General features: G+C 44.4%; 16 protein-coding genes. 3 read left to right on the top strand and 13 right to left on the bottom strand.

Going from position 1 to position 17,682, the window contains the following annotated elements:
• The first annotated feature begins 58 nt into the window (after window positions 1–58).
• Entirely contained in the window at window positions 59–2,188 is a 2,130-nt protein-coding gene (locus Q7A_RS05640; RefSeq protein WP_014706369.1) for a TonB-dependent receptor, read from the top strand.
• A gap of 169 nt (window positions 2,189–2,357) precedes the next feature.
• Here the strand turns inward: Q7A_RS05640 and Q7A_RS05635 are convergent, their stop codons facing one another.
• The 4 genes from Q7A_RS05635 to Q7A_RS05620 form a co-directional block, all read right to left on the bottom strand.
• Complete coding sequence (locus Q7A_RS05635) at window positions 2,358–3,119, bottom strand: SDR family oxidoreductase (RefSeq protein ID WP_014706368.1); 762 nt, start codon at window positions 3,117–3,119, stop codon at window positions 2,358–2,360.
• A 392-nt stretch (window positions 3,120–3,511) separates the two neighbouring features.
• Window positions 3,512–4,369 (bottom strand): formyltetrahydrofolate deformylase, encoded by an 858-nt coding sequence (purU, locus tag Q7A_RS05630; protein ID WP_014706367.1) that lies wholly within the window; start codon window positions 4,367–4,369, stop codon window positions 3,512–3,514.
• Between the two features lie 60 nt (window positions 4,370–4,429).
• On the bottom strand, window positions 4,430–4,780 hold the full coding sequence (locus Q7A_RS05625) for a nucleotide pyrophosphohydrolase (protein ID WP_014706366.1): 351 nt from the start codon (window positions 4,778–4,780) through the stop codon (window positions 4,430–4,432).
• A complete protein-coding gene (locus tag Q7A_RS05620; RefSeq protein WP_014706365.1) occupies window positions 4,773–5,537 on the bottom strand; it encodes an alpha/beta fold hydrolase in 765 nt (254 codons plus the stop codon). Before Q7A_RS05620 ends, Q7A_RS05625 begins: the two co-directional genes overlap by 8 nt.
• 386 nt (window positions 5,538–5,923) lie before the next feature.
• Between Q7A_RS05620 and Q7A_RS15180 the strand changes: the two genes are divergently transcribed.
• Window positions 5,924–6,094, top strand: coding sequence for a hypothetical protein (locus Q7A_RS15180; RefSeq protein WP_169712019.1), 171 nt, complete (start codon window positions 5,924–5,926; stop codon window positions 6,092–6,094).
• 43 nt (window positions 6,095–6,137) lie between these two features.
• Here Q7A_RS15180 and fabB read toward each other — a convergent pair whose 3' ends face one another.
• The 6 genes from fabB to Q7A_RS05590 all read right to left on the bottom strand — a co-directional run bounded on the left by fabB (window position 6,138) and on the right by Q7A_RS05590 (window position 13,663).
• A complete protein-coding gene (gene fabB / locus Q7A_RS05615; protein ID WP_014706363.1) occupies window positions 6,138–7,355 on the bottom strand; it encodes a beta-ketoacyl-ACP synthase I in 1,218 nt (405 codons plus the stop codon).
• A 9-nt stretch (window positions 7,356–7,364) separates the two neighbouring features.
• A complete protein-coding gene (gene fabA / locus Q7A_RS05610) occupies window positions 7,365–7,880 on the bottom strand; it encodes a 3-hydroxyacyl-[acyl-carrier-protein] dehydratase FabA (protein ID WP_041354415.1) in 516 nt (171 codons plus the stop codon).
• Between the two features lie 146 nt (window positions 7,881–8,026).
• Complete coding sequence (locus tag Q7A_RS05605) at window positions 8,027–9,346, bottom strand: TolC family outer membrane protein (protein ID WP_089418509.1); 1,320 nt, start codon at window positions 9,344–9,346, stop codon at window positions 8,027–8,029.
• Window positions 9,347–9,483: 137 nt separating this feature from the next.
• Window positions 9,484–10,134 carry a response regulator transcription factor gene (locus tag Q7A_RS05600; protein ID WP_014706360.1) on the bottom strand — a complete coding sequence of 217 codons (651 nt, stop codon included), beginning with the start codon at window positions 10,132–10,134 and terminating at the stop codon, window positions 9,484–9,486.
• Between the two features lie 15 nt (window positions 10,135–10,149).
• Window positions 10,150–11,478, bottom strand: a complete 1,329-nt coding sequence (locus Q7A_RS05595) for an HlyD family type I secretion periplasmic adaptor subunit (RefSeq protein ID WP_014706359.1) — start codon at window positions 11,476–11,478, stop codon at window positions 10,150–10,152.
• Window positions 11,479–11,482: 4 nt separating this feature from the next.
• Window positions 11,483–13,663 (bottom strand): type I secretion system permease/ATPase, encoded by a 2,181-nt coding sequence (locus Q7A_RS05590; RefSeq protein WP_014706358.1) that lies wholly within the window; start codon window positions 13,661–13,663, stop codon window positions 11,483–11,485.
• A 125-nt stretch (window positions 13,664–13,788) separates the two neighbouring features.
• Between Q7A_RS05590 and Q7A_RS05585 the strand changes: the two genes are divergently transcribed.
• Window positions 13,789–14,127, top strand: coding sequence for a hypothetical protein (locus tag Q7A_RS05585; RefSeq protein ID WP_014706357.1), 339 nt, complete (start codon window positions 13,789–13,791; stop codon window positions 14,125–14,127).
• Between the two features lie 97 nt (window positions 14,128–14,224).
• On the opposite strand, the gene der is transcribed toward Q7A_RS05585, so the two are convergent.
• The 3 genes from der to Q7A_RS05570 are packed head-to-tail and all read right to left on the bottom strand — an operon-like array spanning window position 14,225 to window position 17,437.
• Complete coding sequence (gene der, locus Q7A_RS05580; RefSeq protein ID WP_014706356.1) at window positions 14,225–15,634, bottom strand: ribosome biogenesis GTPase Der; 1,410 nt, start codon at window positions 15,632–15,634, stop codon at window positions 14,225–14,227.
• A complete protein-coding gene (bamB, locus tag Q7A_RS05575; RefSeq protein WP_014706355.1) occupies window positions 15,631–16,806 on the bottom strand; it encodes an outer membrane protein assembly factor BamB in 1,176 nt (391 codons plus the stop codon). Before bamB ends, der begins: the two co-directional genes overlap by 4 nt.
• Window positions 16,796–17,437: a YfgM family protein gene (locus Q7A_RS05570; RefSeq protein ID WP_014706354.1), complete on the bottom strand. Its 642-nt coding sequence runs from the start codon at window positions 17,435–17,437 to the stop codon at window positions 16,796–16,798. The genes bamB and Q7A_RS05570 overlap by 11 nt, the downstream gene beginning before the upstream one ends.
• Window positions 17,438–17,682: the final 245 nt, after the last annotated feature.

Genomic DNA, 17,682 nt, shown 5'->3' with positions numbered 1-17,682 from the left:
AATGCCATTTTTCTATTCAGAAAATGGCTACTGATTTCTGCTATGAGGATTATTCGTGATGAATAAAAAACCGCTTGTAGTGCTGCTTGCTGCGGTGCTCTCCCCAATGGCTTCTGCAGTGTTAGCTGCTGAAGAGACTGTTGATATCCCACGCCTGGTGGTCACTTCTGATCCATTAGGCAACCGTACCTCTGATGAATTGATCCAGCCAGTGACGGTTATTGCGGGTGATGAACTCAATCAAAAACGCGCCAGTACAATAGGCGAAACATTGGATGGCTTACCTGGTGTGCATAATGCCGACTTTGGTCAGGGCGTAGGACGTCCTGTCGTTCGAGGATTACAGGGATCCCGTGTGAAAGTGCTGGAAGATGGCTTGAGTACGTCTGATATATCTGGTGAAGGTGCGGATCATGCCATCGGTATGGATGCTGGTCGTGCTGATCAAATTGAGGTTTTCCGAGGTCCGGCGACATTACTTTATGGTAGCGGTGCTGCTGGGGGCGTTATCAATGTTCGTAGTAATCGATTTAATCCTGAGTTTGGTGATGCTCCAAGAGTAGACGGCCAGATGTCATACGGCATCAATGGTCATGATCGCCAGGGACGTTTGGGACTTGAACTGCCACTGGGAGACAGTTTTGTATTGCGGACGGACTATGGGGTCCGTCGCAGCAGTGATTATGATATTGATGGCTATCAAAAAAAAGGTCAGCGAAACGGCCGAAAAGATAAGCTGCAAAACAGTGAAGTGGAAAATGATGTGTTTTCCATCACTGGTTTATTTAAAGGCGATTGGGGTTTTGCCGGATTTGGTTATAGCACCTGGGAAACTCAATATGAGGTTCCAGCAGTATTTTTGGGTGTAGATGAAGAAGAGCAGGAAATGATTCGCGCGAAAAACGATCGTTTTGATTTTCGCAGTGAAATTAATGATCCATTACCGGGTTTCAGCACAGCCAGGCTGAAAATGGCCTACACCAGCTACCGTCAACAGGAAATTGGTTCTGAGTTTGATAATGGCGCATTTGTTGAAAGTGAAGTTGAAACGCGTTTCAACAATAACGAAACTGAAATGCGTCTGGAAATGGTGCATAACCCGATTGGCGATTGGGAAGGTGTTGTCGGTCTGCAATTTAATGATCGGGACTTTGAGGCTGAAGGCGAGGGCCACAGCCATGGCGATGGCGACGATGAACACGGTGGTGGCTTTTATATCCGCGGTAATGACACACGCACTGTCGGTTTATTTATATTGGAAGAATTACCCACGCATTTTGGTCGCTTTGAAGTCGCTGCACGGGTAGATCATGTGCGCTCCAGTACAGACGATCTGGACGAGGCCAGAGACATTGATTTGCCAAGTGGTGAAGAGTTACAACAATCTGCCATTCTGGGAAGCAACAGTTTCACTCCGTTCAGTATATCGGCAGGAACTCTGGTTGAGGTAGATCCAGCCCATCATTTCAGAATGTCAGTTACCCGTTCACAACGGGCTCCGTCGGCAGAGCAGTTATATGCCTTTGGTAGTCATGCCGCAGCAGGGACTGTTGAAATTGGTGATCCGAACTTAGGCAAAGAAACCTATACCAATTTTGAAGTCGGTTTTGATCGTCATGTAGGGGCATTCCGCTATGAGCTGACTACTTTCTATAACTACGTCGATGACTTTATTTATTTAGCAGCACAAAATGATGGAACTGGCCAAGCCATTGAAATTGAGGGTGATACGCTGGTAGTCAATGAACAACAAAATGCCAAGTTGTATGGTGCTGAATTTGGTGCCATAACTGACTTGATTGATGGTCCTATTCCACTGAGCATGCGTCTGTCTGCCGATCATGTACGCGGTAAACTCAGCAATGGTGAAAATATTCCTCGCATGAGTCCAACACGCTTAGGGATTGGATTTGATACATCTTATGCTGACTGGGATTTCAGTCTCGACTACCGTCGGGTCTTTAAACAAACCAAAACCGCTGTGACTGAGAGCAATACGGACGGTTATAATCTGGTTTCGTTTGATGCCAATTGGTCTCCAGCAAGCTTAAAAGGTGCTGAAATCTTTATTCAGGGACGTAATTTGCTGAATGAAGATGGCCGACGCCATACCAGCTTCTTTAAAGATGAATCGCCCATTCTGGGTCGTACTATCTATACCGGTATCCGCTTTGATTTTGGTGGTTAATCGCTATTTTTTTCAGTTTGTATTACATAGCCCGGCTTTGTCGGGCCTTTTTTAGAGAGAGTGGCTGCTTTCTGCTAGGGGCTGTTGAAAATGGTGACAAGATCGGCAGCATTAAAGAGCCTCCAGCAATAGTTGCTCTGAAAGAACAACAGACCCAAGGCTAAGAGAACTAGTCACGATAAATTGCCAAAGGCCCAGTGGCTTGCTGGGTAGGCATAATTTCCATCGTGGTGACATTCATATGCGCTGGCGTATTGACCAACCACCAGATGGTATCGGCAATATCCTGAGCCGTAAGTGCAACGGTATTTTCATAAACTTTGTCAGCACGCTCTTCATCCGCTTTAAAACGGACCATGGAAAATTCGGTTTCGGCATTGCCAGGTTCTATATTAGTTACCCGGATTTGTGTACCCAATAAATCTGCACGAAGGGCCAACGAAAACTGTCTGACAAAAGCCTTACTGGCGCAATACACATTACCGCCCGGATAAGGCCAGTTTCCGGCGACCGATCCGATATTGATGATATACCCCCTGTCTCTTGATTGCATGCCCGGTAAAACCAGTCTGCTGCAGCGCATCAGGCCTTTGATATTGGTATCGACCATACGTTCCCAGTCTTCGGGATCAGTTGCGTAAGCGGGTTCTAGTCCTAACGCAAGGCCTGCATTATTGACCAATACATCAATCTGCTGAAATTCCTCTGGTAGCTCTGCAAACGCCTGTTCGGTCGCCTGCCGGTCACTGATATCAAAACAACTGATGCAGACTTGGGAAGCTCCACCTAACTCCGTTTGCAAGCTTTGCAGACGTTGCAGACGCCGTCCGGTAATAATCAGTCTCCAACCCGCCTTAGCAAACAGCCTGGCACAGGCTTCGCCAAAACCCGCAGTAGCTCCAGTAATCATGATGATTGGATTTGTATTCATTTTTTACCTTTAATGTAATTTGAACCACAGAGGCAGTGTGTCAGATATATATCCGCAGATTACGCAGATGGACGCAGATTAAAAATTTTTACAGTGACATCCGTGTTTACTATTCGACCAAAAAACATAGGTTAAATAAGGATATGTGTGAAATTCATTAAAATTTAACCATGTACAAATCGCTTTTAATCATCTGCGAAAATCTGCGTAATCTGCGGATATATGTAAGTATAAAAACTCCGTTCCCTCTGTGTCTTATATGGTTAACTCCACAAAAAATTATTTGTTATTAACTTTATTAGCCGCTGATGTGGATTTAAGGTAACAATAACGTTGGATGCTTTTGTCCTGTATTCACTTTTATTATGTTTATAGTAATCTGGATCAGACTATCAGGCACCTTCTGCAAAAACGATAGTGCGACGGCCGCTGACAATAATACGGTGTTCGATATGGGCTTTCACTGCACGTGCCAAAACCAGACGTTCAATATCCTTACCAATCATCACTAGGTCTGCCGGGCTATTATCATGACGAACCCGTTCGACATCCTGTTCGATGATCGGGCCTTCATCAAGTTCAGCGGTGGCGTAATGTGCGGTGGCGCCGATCAGCTTCACGCCACGCTCGTATGCTTGATGATAAGGCTTTGCACCTTGGAAAGCGGGCAAAAACCCATGGTGAATATTGATAACCTTACCGGTAAACTCTTTGACAAACTGCTCTGACAAAATTTGCATATAGCGCGCCATCACCACCAGATCAATCTGATACTCGGAGAGTAATGATCTAATTTGTGCTTCCTGTTGCTGTTTGGTTTCTTTGGTAATGGGTAGGTGATAAAACGGTTTGTTGAACTGGCGCGCCATATTCTCCAATTCAGGATGGTTTCCAATAATCACGGGAATCTCACATTTCAACTCACCTTCCAGCTCACGCAATAGTAAGTCATAAGGACAATGTGAAGCTCGGGTCACCAGCAAGGCAACGCGGTATGGCACATCGGTGAAATGCACAGACCAAGTCAGTTTCATTGTTTGTGCTAACAGGTTGAATTGTTGATGAAGTATTTCATGGGGTAACTGAGCCTCATCTTCCACCTTGAGGCGCATGAAATAACGACCGTGCTCGGTATCGGTATATTGCTGGCAATGCAGGATATTGTAACCACGCTCAGCAAAAAAACCGGTTATACCGGCCAGCAAACCTTTCTGGTCGGCACATTGAATCAGCAACACGATGGCTTTCATGAAGAAACGACCTCTACGGGCAGAAAATCAAAGCGCAGATGCTAGCACTTTGTAGCTGCTTTATGAATATTCATTATATTTGTCAGCCCGTCCTTTGACTTTATCAACCGGATATTTAGCCGCATTTTTCTGCATTTTACGTTGTATGGCCTGTTCAATATCGATATTCAGATCATGACAAAGGTAGCTCAGATATACAGCAACATCGGCTATTTCATCTTCCAGAGCTTCACGTTTATCCGTCTCCAACATTTGCATAATTTCGGTCATGTTACGCCATTGAAACCATTCCAGCAGTTCAGCCGCTTCGATGGATAATGAAATCGCTATATCTTTAGGATTATGGAACTGTTCCCAGTCTCGCTCACGGCGGAATTCAATTAGCTGTTTTAATAAATCGGCATTAATCATCTGCAAGATACCTGTTTACCTGCTGAATAAAAATATCGGGTTTTTCGGCATGCACCCAGTGTCCCGCACCATCGATCATCACATGTTCTGCCTGAGGATAAAGTGTCTTAATATGCTGCCAATCTTTGTCAGTTACATAATCAGATTTTTCCCCACTGATAAACAGTGTCGGTGTTTCCACAGGACCATCTGGTTCTACACTTTGGAGCAAACCTGGATAACTGCAAAATAAAGCCTGCAAATTAATACGCCAGCTAAACCCTTGATCGGCTTTTTGCATATTCAGCAATAGAAACTGACGCACCATAGGATCAGGCAGTGTATCCACCAGAGCTTCACTCGCTTCTGTTCGCGATGAAAATTTTGACAGATCTAATGCCAATAACGCTTTGAAAATAATACTATGCTCATCGGGATATTGGCGAGGAGCAATATCAACAACAATAAGTCTGCCGAGACGGTCAGCAAACGTTTGGGCAAATTGCATCGCTGTTTTTCCACCAAGCGAATGTCCCATAAGATCGATTGTTGATAACTCTAATTCATCCTGTAAATTCAGCAGATCTTCAGCCATTAATTCAAATGTTTGCTGAGGATGATGAAAGGAACGGCCATGATTTCGCAGATCAACACTGATAACCTGTCGCTTTTCTGATAAGGCTGAGGCGATGCTACGCCAGTTATCTGATGAACCGAATAAACCATGCAGGATAACTAATGGCTCACCCTGCCCAATAGATTGATAGTGTAATTTCATAGTGATTACTTAGGGCCTGTTTTTCTTTCATAGACACCACTGCTGGAGGCTATTTTTTCGTCCAGCAAGGCGGAAATGATGTAGTGTTGTTATTCTACATAAATCATTTCCAACGCAGTAGGGCGGAAAAATAGTCCCAGCCCTTCTGGGTGTGGCTGAAAATGTACCACTCTTCGTTGCTCGTCGTTTATTTAGAATGACTACAAAAACGTCAGGAACGTTTTTGAGCGTAAGCCCCAAAGGGGTGAGATACATGGATGTATCTCACAAACTTCACTTCTCGTGCCTTGATTGGTACATTTTCAGTCACAACAGAGGTGTCAATGAAAGAAAAATAGGCCCTGACACGTTATAATGTCTGATTGAAAAATTTGGAGAGAGTGAACGTGGAGGAAGCAATATTAATGATTCTGGTCAAACAATATGCCGATCGTTTTGGCATCACATTCAGTTCAAAACATTTGGATGATGAAGTGAAAAAACAGCAATTAGTGGGGTTGATGCAGGAAGCTTTGGCGGGAAAACGTGGCCCTGTTACCGATGCGGATTTAAACTAAAAAATCACCCTTGGCTTAACACCAAGGGTGATTTTATTTTGCATTAGATTTTTTCAAACACCAGACAGGCATTGGTTCCGCCAAAGCCAAAACTATTCGACATTACGGCCTTCAGATCGGCATTATCTTTACGTTCCAACACAATGGGCATGCCCTCTGCCTGCGCATCGAGGTTATCGATATTGGCAGAGGCGGCCACAAAATCGTTTTCCAACATCAATAGACTATAGATTGCTTCCTGCACGCCCGCCGCACCTAGAGAGTGTCCTGACAACGATTTGGTTGAACCAACCAACGGTATCTGGGTTTCCGCAAACACCTTTTTAATCGCCCCTAATTCAGCCAAATCGCCGACCGGTGTACTGGTTCCATGTGCATTGATATAGTCGACTTTGCTATTACGCATGGTTGACATTGCCATTTCCATACAACGTTGTGCACCTTCACCAGATGGAGCCACCATGTCATAACCATCAGAAGTTGCTGCGTAACCCGTGAGTTCTGCATAAATTTTGGCACCACGGGCTTTAGCATGCTCGTATTCTTCCAGAACCAACACCCCTCCACCACCTGCAATAACAAAACCATCGCGATCAGTATCGTAGGCACGGGAAGCCTTTTCAGGTGTATCGTTATATTTGGTTGATAACGCACCCATCGCATCAAACAATGAGCTCATACTCCAGTGTTCTTCTTCCGCACCGCCGGCAAAAACAACATTTTGTTTACCCAGCTGGATTTGCTCCATTGCATTACCAATACAGTGAGCACTGGTCGCACAGGCAGAAGACATCGAATAGTTAATACCTTTAATTTTAAAAGGTGTGGCCAGACAAGCAGAAGTTGTACTACCCATTACCTGAGTGACTCGATACGGACCAACGCGCTTAAGACCTTTTTCACGCAAAATATCAGCCGCTTCGACCTGACTCGAAGAAGAAGCGCCTCCAGAGCCCATGACTAAACCTGTTTTAGGGTTGGAAACATCGCTTTCACTTAGCCCCGCATCCTGGATTGCTTGTTTCATTGCAATATAGGCATACGCAGCCGCGTCCCCCATAAACCGCAACACTTTGCGATCAATAAACTCTTTAAAATCAATATCAAAAAAACCCGCCACATGGCTTCGAAAACCCATATCAGCGTATTGCTGCTTAAAACGGATACCAGAACGACCGCTGTAAAGTGATTCTGTGACGGCGGCAAGATCCAACCCCAGACAAGAGGTGATCCCCATACCAGTAACAACTACACGTCTCATTGTCTTGTCCTAAAAGTTGTCAGTTGAAGTAAACAGACCAACTCGTAAATCTTTGGCGAAGTAGATATCGCGACCATCTACCGATACTGTGCCGTCTGCAATGGCCAGTACCAGTTTTCGTGAAATTACTCGTTTCAGATCAATACGGTAAGTCACTTTTTTAGCACTAGGTAATACCTGACCAGTGAATTTCACTTCACCTGATCCAAGTGCTCTTCCTCTACCGGGATTTCCATCCCATGCCAGAAAAAAGCCCAGTAACTGCCACATAGCATCTAAGCCCAGGCAGCCAGGCATGACAGGATCTCCCGGGAAATGGCATTTGAAAAACCATAAATCCGGATGAATATCCAGTTCAGCAATGATTTCACCTTTTCCATAGGCACCACCATCATTGGAAATATGGCTGATTCGATCCATCATCAGCATATTAGGTACAGGCAGTTGGGCGTTGCCCGGGCCGAACATTTCTCCATGGCCACACTGCAAGAGTTCCTCGAACGAAAAAGATGATTGCTTACTCATGAATTTCTAAAATAACCCTACAAATTAAGCACGACATAATAGCATGATAGTTTGGTTGCATAAAAAATTGCCGCTATCACCGTACCGGTTCTAAAAAAAAGCCATACCCTTCGGGCATGGCTTATCGATATTCAGTTCAGGAATGATTATTTTTGATTATCTGCAACGGTTTTAGTGGCTGCAGGAGCAATAATCTCCAAACTTTCCAATAATAAACCGGTACTATTAAGTACTCGATACATTGTAAAAAGTTCATCATACTGAGCATTTGTCAGTGAAGTGCGCGCCCTGAAAAGTTCATTTTCAGAATCCAGTAAATCCAACAACGTGCGCTGTCCAAAGTTGAATTGTTGTTGGTAAGCGTCACGGGTTTTTTCAGCCGCAGCGGCGTATTGTTCAAAATAAGACATCTGTCTTCGAACTGTTTCCAGCGCATTCCATGATAAACGAACACTCTGCTCCACTTGACGATGGGTATTATTACGTATTTCAGCCGCCTGATTAATCAGAAACGCCGTTTCTTCCCGTCTTGCTTTATCCTTACCACCATTCAACAGGTTGTAGCGTAACCTGAACATGGCTGTGACATCTTTATCGGTTCCTCGTACCCCATCAATATCATGATCCGCGCGCGTACCTAATTCAAAATCAACCCGTGGTAAAAAAGCCGCTCTGGTAACATCATGTTGCGCATTGGCTGAGGCAACGTCAGCTTGCGCAGAATGTAAAGTTGGATGATTCTGAATTGCGATATTAACCGCTTCTTCCACTGTTATTGGCAGAAAAGGTTCTGGAGAGAGAGGATGTGACAATGAAGATGGAGCTTCGCCTATCACCCGTAAATAATTAGTTTCGGCATCTCGTAAATTGCTTTGCTCAGCCATCAAATTGGTTTCTGCTAAAGCCAGACGGCCCAAACTCTGATCCATGTCTGCGCGACGTCCTACGCCGCGCTCGCTGCGTAAGGTGATCTGATCATGGGTACGCAGGTGAGACTCCAGATTGGTTTGTGCTAACTCCACCAGTTTTTGACGACGCAGCACATTAATATAAGCCTCTGTTGCTTCTAATGCCGTGTTTTCAGCAACACTGTAAACTGAATGTGCTCTTGCATTAGTTCTGGCTTTTTGGCGTTCAACCTCATTTTTGGTCAGACTGCCATCATAAAGCATTTGTCGTAGATTCAAACTGGCTTCATCTCGATTTAAATGGATTTCACCATCCCCACGATTTCGTGTAGCTGGATTATCGGTTGACTCCCAACCAGTTCCGACACCTAAATCAATTGTTGGAAAATAACCCGCTCTTGCCTGGTCAATTTCTTTAGAAACCGCCTGACGTTCACTAATAGATGCCAAAACATCCGGGTTGGTTTTTAGAGTAGTATGAATTGCTTCCTGTAATGTTTCAGCTTGCGCATTGCTAAAGCAAAGCAAAGATGGGATTAAAAAAAGCGCTTTGTTCATATTCTTTTCCTAACTCAAAGCAGTAATTAGTATTCTTTTCAAGGGTTACTACTACTTACAGCTTCTCCCCAAAGCAATACCGACTATTCCGTTTCCGGCCGATTGTAGTCAAAACAGCCTCATTACACAATGAAGCTCTATCGAAGATCCCTAAAGACAATCGCCAGAGAAAGACGATCCGGTAAACGCATTTTTTGAAAAATGTTTGTTAAATGGGCTTTTACTGTTCTTTCAGTGATATTCATATTTCGGGCGATCATTTTATTGGTCGCTCCATGACTGACCATTTTGGCTACTTCTAACTCTTTCGATGATAGCGTTTGTGCAGCCCGGCGCTGCTGTTCACTGACTTCTGGTATATGACTGATTTCGTCGATCAAACCAGATATAACAAGACGTTCAACCCAGACTTCACCATTTGAAATCAATGATAATGCTACCTGAAGTTTACTCATCGGCAGGTTTTGGTTGAAATAACCGCGAGCGCCCTGCTTCAATGCTGCAATTTGCACCGGAATAGGCCGTGGCGGTCCAATTACCAGAATTCTGCTATCCGGGCATAATTTTTTGAGTTCACTGATAACCTGATCAGGATTGTCATCCAGCAGAAATTGATGGCAAAGCACCAATTCCGCTGTTTGTTTTTTCAATGCGCTAAGCAGACCATTAACGTCGTTATAATGGCTAACATCATACATGGCCGGCAATGCATCGGTTATGACACGAGCCACATCCGCATCTGCTGTAGCCAGATAAAGGCTTTTTTCAGTCTCTGTTATTACAGTCATGATTCAACCTTAGCCTCAACGCTCTCTCAATGCTTCATTTTTTGCCTTTAGTATGGGCTTTAATAGATAATCAAGCACCGTTTTTTCACCCGTCAGAATATCCACTGTCACCGTCATCCCTGGAATAATCCCTAATTCGCCCATACTACTTTTTATAAAATTTTGTTCAGTGCGTAAATAGATAAGATAAAAACTTTCATCTTCATCATTTGTAATGGTATCGGCACTAATCCGCACAAGCTTAGCCTCCAATCCACCATAAATTGAAAAGTCATACGCTGTAAACTTTATTATCGCTTCCTGCCCAGGCCTTAAAAAGGCAATATCTGCTGGTCGTATCTGAGCTTCTATCACTAGATTATCTTCTAACGGCACAATTTCCACCAGATCCATACCTGGCTGAATCACGCCACCAATGGTGTTTATCATTAATCGTTTGATGGTTCCTTTGATTGGTGAACGAACATTCGTCCGAGTCACCCGATCCTTTAATGCCGAGACAGATTCTTCGGTGCGTGACAGTTCAGCACGCACCTCACTGAGCTCTCTTGCTGCTTCAGATTCAAAGCGGGTAACCGTTTCATTGATCTTCTGTTGAACTTCATCGATGGACGAGCGAATACGTGGAATCGCCAGACGATTTGATTCCATTTCACCTTTCAGATCATTAACCGTTCGCCTCAGACGCAATATCTCAACTTCTGACATGACGCCAGCAGCCAAAAGAGGTTCAGACATTTGTAACTCCTGATTACTCAGCTCAAAACTGCGACTGAGCTGCTGTTGTCTGGCCTGTTTTTCAACCAGCTCCTGTCGGCGCTGTTCAGCTTGTCTTTTCAACACATCAATCGTACTTTGCAATTGTAATTGACGAGATTGATATAAACCTCGCTCCTGAGCAGCTAATTCAGGCTGACTGATCATCAATTCATCAGAAAGTTCCAATGGCTTGCCTTCACTTTCTGCACTCAATCTTGCCGTTCTTGCTACCAACTCCCAGTAGGTTAACTCTGATTCACGAAAAGAAGATGAAAACCGAGTATCATCAATTTTCAACAGAACATCACCTTTTTCAACCATTTGTCCTTCAGAGATCAATACATCTGCCAGGATTCCACCTTCAAGATTTTGAATTACCTGAACTTTACTGGAAGGCACGACTTTACCCTGCCCCCGAGTAACTTCATCAATTTCTGCAGCGCTTGCCCACCATAAGGCAATACCGATAAAGGCTGCAATCAACAACAATAAGATATGGCCTCCCCAATGGGTTGAAGCCATCGTTGCCGCGCTGATTTCAGACATGAAATTGACATCGTCATTCTGTTTTTTAAACCAGGCCATCCACTTACCCTTTCGAAACCCGGATATGACCACTCTTTAATGCAGCCAGAATTTGATCGCGTGGCCCATCAGCCACTAACTTTCCTTGGTCCATCACCAAGACACGATCAACCAGACTTAACAGGGAAGCACGATGTGTAACCAGAATGAGTGATTTATCCTTGATAATTTCACCCAGCTTGGTTTTAAACTGTTCTTCACTGCTGTTGTCCATAGAATTGGTTGGCTCATCCATTACCAATACCGGTGGATCCAACAATAAGGCCCGCGCCACAGCAATACTCTGACGCTGTCCCCCTGAGAGACCTTCACCACGTTCACCAACAGGCATATCGAAACCAGAGGGATGACGATTTATAAATTCGGTCACTCCCGCAATTTCTGCTGCCCGCAATACAGCGGCATCATCTGCAAATGGAGCGCCCAAAGCAATATTGTCGCGCACGCTGCCATAGAACAGCATGACATCTTGAGGAACATAGCCGACAGACCGGCGTAAATCAATTGGATCAATCTGTCGCAGATCGGTCTCATCCAGTAGCACTGCACCCTCAGCAGGTTCATATAAACCCAGAATCAATTTCTCTATCGAACTTTTCCCGGAACCGATTCTGCCGATTATGGCAACTTTTTCACCCGGTTTAATTTTAAAAGATATATCACTTAATGCGTCTATAGCCTGTTCAGGATAACGAAAACTGACTTGTTTAAATTCAATACCACCCTGGAATTTCTCACGATGCAGAAATTCCCGACCACTGGGGCGTTCAACCGGTAAATTCATCATATTGTTCAATGAACTTAATGCGGCTTTGGAATGATGGAAACGAGTCAAAATACCGGCCAGCTGGCCCATTGGTGCCAAGGCTCTGCCAGCCAGTATAGTGCTGGCAATCAACGCCCCCATACTGATTTCGTTTTCACTGATTTTATAAACGCCGTAAACCACCACGGCAATTGTGGTCATTTGCTGAACGAAACTAGTTAAATTCACTGCCGCAGATGACAACAGTTTTGCGCGTTGACTGTACTTGGAAATTGATCCGGCGGTTTGTTCCCATTTACGTTGTAACGGGCTCTCCGCTCCCAGACTTTTAATTGTCTCAAGACCGGTTAATGTTTCTATTAAAGTGGCACTTTTTTGTCCTGCATGACGAAATAATTGTTTGATTGCCCGACCCAGTGGGATCTGAATAATTAAACTGATTAATATGGTGATGGGAATCACGGCCAACGGAATATAGGCCAAATCACCTGCAATCATCCAGATAACAGCAATGAACAAAAAGGTAAACGGTAAATCAATCAGTGTGGCAAGAGTAGCCGAGGTAAAAAAGTCACGAAATGACTCAAACTCCTGCATGCTATTAGCAAAGTTACCCACTGAATTGGGCCGAGCCGCCATTTTGATCCCCAGCACTTTTTCAAAAATCGTGGCGGATAAAATAACATCAGCTTTTTTGCCGGCAACATCAATAAAATAACCACGTAAAGTACGTAGTAACAAATCAAACACAAACACAATCGCCAGACCAATCGCCAACACCCACAATGTTGCCAGCGCGTTGTTGGGCACGACCCGGTCATAGACATTCATCACAAACAGTGGCGAAGCTATGGCAAATAAGTTAACCAGAATGGAAGCCACGAAGACTTCGCTGTAGATTGGCCAGTAACGTGTCAGTGTTCCCCAAAACCAATGTCTTGCTCGTGGGATAGCAGAATTTTCACTGCGGTTATCAAAATGCTGTACCGCTCGAATAAAAATAGCGTAACCCGTGTAATACTGCTGCAGCTCGTTCAATTCCACGACAGTTTCAGCGTCACCGTTTTCCGGATAAATAACCGTAGCCTCTTTGCCGTTTAGCTTCAGCAAAATACAGGCATTACCATCATTCAGAAGCAATACTGCTGGTAGTACCAATGGAGAAATTTTACGGAGCGGACGTTTGATAACTTTTGAGGAAAGACCTGCCCGTTCAGCGGCTCTGGAAAACAACTCTGGAGATAGTCGGTTATCCACTAACGGAAGACCAGCTACCATAGAATCAGGGCTGTGTGGTTTTCGTAATAGTTTGGTAAGAACCGTAAGACAAGCTAATAGCGGGTCATCATGTGTCAGATAAGCCGAGTCAGCTTTCCATTGCCGATTCTGTTCTTGTTCAGTGGTTGCTTGATTTTCCATGTAATACAACGATGCTACCCGGCTCAAAAAATGTGATGAGTTTCACAGTTTTTTTCTTTACTGTAAACCTATGACCGCTTAACCTTGCTCAAGGTAGCATATCAAGAATAAGCGGGAACAATAAGATGGTATATGTCAATCGCGGTGAAAAAGGACAAATAATCGGGGTATTCAATTCCCCGCAAAACGATGATAGTCAACTCATATCACCGCAAGCGCCCGAGTTACTTGAATTTCTTGGCCAGTCCAATCGCCAAGAAGATATTCAAACTATCCTTACAGCCTCAGATATGGCGATGGTAAGGGTTATTGAGGATCTGGTGAACACGCTGATAGACAAAGGTGTGATTATATTTACTGACTTGCCTGAAGCAGCGCAACAAAAATTAGTTCAGCGTGAAAAAATTCGCCATCATCTTAGTTCATTGGAAAATTTAATGAACGAAGATGAAGGCTTGCTATAGGACTTGTTGATCTTTCATATCCATCACTGCTGGAAGCTATCTTTTCGTCTCAAAAGACCACGCTGAAAGATAAACAACTACTAGTGCTTAAATGAAGCTATCTCTTTTTAGCCCGACTGGTTATTATCCGTTTGCGCTTTTCCTGTGGACTCTCAGCGGGTTTCTTGCGCTCTCGAAACGGATTATCACTGGTTTTGAACTCAATCATCACCGGCGTTCCCTGCAATTTCAATGCAGTGCGGAAGTAATTTTCCAAATAACGTCGATAGCTGTTTGGCGTCGCTTCTGTCTGATTACCATGGATAATGATACGGGGAGGATTTTTACCGCCTAAATGAGCATAACGGTATTTAATCCGGCGTCCATTAACCAACGGAGGTTGATGATCGGCAACAGCCTCTTCCAATACTCTTGTCAATTGTGGCGTAGGAATTTTAGCTAAGGCAGAGCCATACGCTCTTTTTACAGATTTAAGTAATAAGCCAACACCACTGCCATGCAAAGCCGAAATAAAATGCGTTTTGGCAAAACTCAAAAACGGCAAACGACGCTCAATATTGGTGGCAACCCACTCACGTTCCTGTTTCTCCAGACCATCCCATTTATTGACCGCAATCACTACAGCACGTCCGCTTTCGATGATCAATCCGGCCAAATGTAAATCCTGATCGACAACACCTTGATGGGCATCCAGTACCAACAAAACAACATTTGCTGCTTCAATCGCTTGTAATGTTTTGACTATGCTGAATTTTTCCAGGGCTTCTGAAACTTTGGAACGGCGCCTGACGCCTGCCGTATCGATTAGAATATAGTTGGTACCATCTTTCTCGAATGGAATGTAAATACTATCGCGTGTTGTGCCCGGCTCATCAAAGGCCACAACGCGGTCTTCACCAAGCAGACGATTCACCAGCGTTGATTTACCAACATTAGGGCGGCCAACTACAGCAAGACAAATATCCCCAGAGGTATCTTCCTCTGCCTCTTCTTCATCAGTTTCCACAATACGAATAGCAGGTAAATCACGCATCAGGGTATTCATTAAATTACTGATACCACGTCCCTGAGTCGCAGAAATGACTTCGGGCTCTCCCAGCCCAAGTCGATAAAAATCTGCTGCTGCCAACTCTTTCTGTTCGCTTTCAGTTTTATTGATAACCAGTAAAACCGGCTTGCCAACGTTGCGTAACTGTTTTGCTATCAATTCATCAGCGGGAACCACGCCGGTTTTGCCATCAACTACAAATAAAATCAGATCGGCTTCAACAATTGCTAGTTCAGCTTGTTTGCGCATCAGGTCTGACATATCGTCACCCTGTACTGTCAAACCTCCTGTATCGATAAGAATGAATTCCGCTTCATCATGACGCGCATTGCCGTATATCCGATCACGGGTCAAACCGGCATGATCCGCCACCAAGGCATTCCGAGTTTTAGTCAGACGGTTAAATAACGTAGATTTGCCAACATTCGGCCGCCCAACAAGCGCAATAACAGGTTTCACAGTGACGGGATCCGAATGGCGGAAAGCTTGCCGCCTGTAGTCATGACATAGAGCACACCATCACGTACGACGGGTTGGCTGCGAATAGATTCTTTATCCAGTCTTTGGCGGGCAACGAAACGTCCATCGAAGCGTGACAACCAATGAAGATAACCTTCAAAATCACCCACCACCACATAATCACCAGCAATGACAGGAGCAGTAATATTGCGTCTTAACAATAATGTCTGTCGCCATAACGAATCACCGGTTCCATCAGCAATTGCCCATAAGTAACTTTTATCATCGCTAACATAAACTGCATCCGTAGCGGCTACGGCGATACCGGAAGTAGAAGACATTTCGCGATCCCACAACAGATCGCCTGTATCAACATCCATTGCGGCAAGCTTGCCCTGGAAAGCAACCACATACACAATACCATTTTGAATAACCGGATCTGCGTCAATATCAACTAACCGCTCCAGCTCCGTACGACCGCTTGGCACTGCGACACTTTTCTCCCATATGACTTTGCCATCACTCAAAGAAAGCGCTACTAATTTGCCATTGTCATAACCTGCAAGTACAGTTTGTCCCACTATCATTGGGGCACTGACACCACGCAAGCTCAATAAAGGTACCGCACGTTGATAATTCCACAGAATGTTGCCACTACTTGCAGATATAGCCGTCAAACGTCCATCTGCCGTTCTCACAACAACATAATCACCGCCCACTTTAGCTGGAGCGAGTACTTCACTGCTCAGACGTTGTCGCCAGAGTTCTTCGCCAGAAGCCTCATTCAAAGCAACGACTTCGCCGGATTGAGAACCAATAACGATTAGTCCTTCTCCCCCTCCCACTCCTGTCGCAACCGGAAGATTTAGTTTAGTACGCCATTGACGTTGACCGTTTTCAAGACGGTGACTACGCACATCACCTTCATGGTCAACCGTAAAAATAGAATCACCTTGCAGCCAGGGAGCAAGATTTGAATAGGCCGATTCAGCACCATCCCCCGTACCAGTTGACCATAACGTTTTAGGCTCAAATTCCACTTCAAATTCAGTAAGTTCCGTCGGCGGCGCTTCATAACTATCTGCGGCAAAAAATTCTTTTACCGTTCCGCAGCCAGTCAGCGATAAAAGCGTGATTCCAGCAACTAAACTTGTGATTAAATTAGCTTTCATTGATAACTGCCACATCGTCACGTTTCATTTCCAATAGCGTTTTACGTGGGTCATCCATATTCATAGTGGAAATAGCTTCGACATAAGCTTCATAAGCCTGTGTTTGCTTTTCCTGAGCGAGATATATATCTCCCTGCACTTCAGCAAAAAGCGAAACAAACCCATCAGAAACAGTTTGTTGAGTCAATTCAAAGGCTTGGTCATATTTACCCTGATCCATCAAAACACGCGCCATTCTTAATCTGGCTAGATCTTTCTGGGCACTGAGTTTTGCTTTGTCGGCAGTCCAACTCAAATATTCCAGTGCGGCTTCAGCTTGATCATTTCGTAGCTGTTCAGCAGCAAGCTCAAGAGTTGCAAAAGCAGCATACGGCGTTGAAGGATATGATTGCATCAGCTCTTGAGTCATATCTTCAGCAGCCGTTAAATCAGCTTGACTGATAGTCATCTGAACTTGTTGATACATTGCAGCAGCATTTTCAGTCTTTGCTTGTTGAAAATTGATCCAGTAACGGCCGCCAAAGATTACTGCGCCACCTAATATCACACCGGTTATTACTGATCGGCCATTCTCGCGCCACCAACTTTTTATCGCTTCGCCTTTTTCATCATCCGATGCGTAGATATCCATCGTTTACTCCTTGCTTACAGCAATTTTTAGGATAGTTAAACCATCACTATTTTGTATGTGAATTAAAGTGCCAGATTATACGTGTTTATCCGCTGATTGTGCTAACCGAGGCGGACCCTATACATATCGCACCACAGAGGTGCCAAAAAGAGATAAAACGCACCACAACAGATCATATATCGGTCATTTTCAGTATTGAAAAATTCTAAACGATTGTTTTATATGACTTTGTCTAAACTGGTGCA

Origin of the sequence: Methylophaga nitratireducenticrescens (assembly GCF_000260985.4) — a bacterium.
GTDB classification, from domain to species: domain Bacteria; phylum Pseudomonadota; class Gammaproteobacteria; order Nitrosococcales; family Methylophagaceae; genus Methylophaga; species Methylophaga nitratireducenticrescens.
This window is presented reverse-complemented; position numbering and strand designations above follow the sequence as displayed.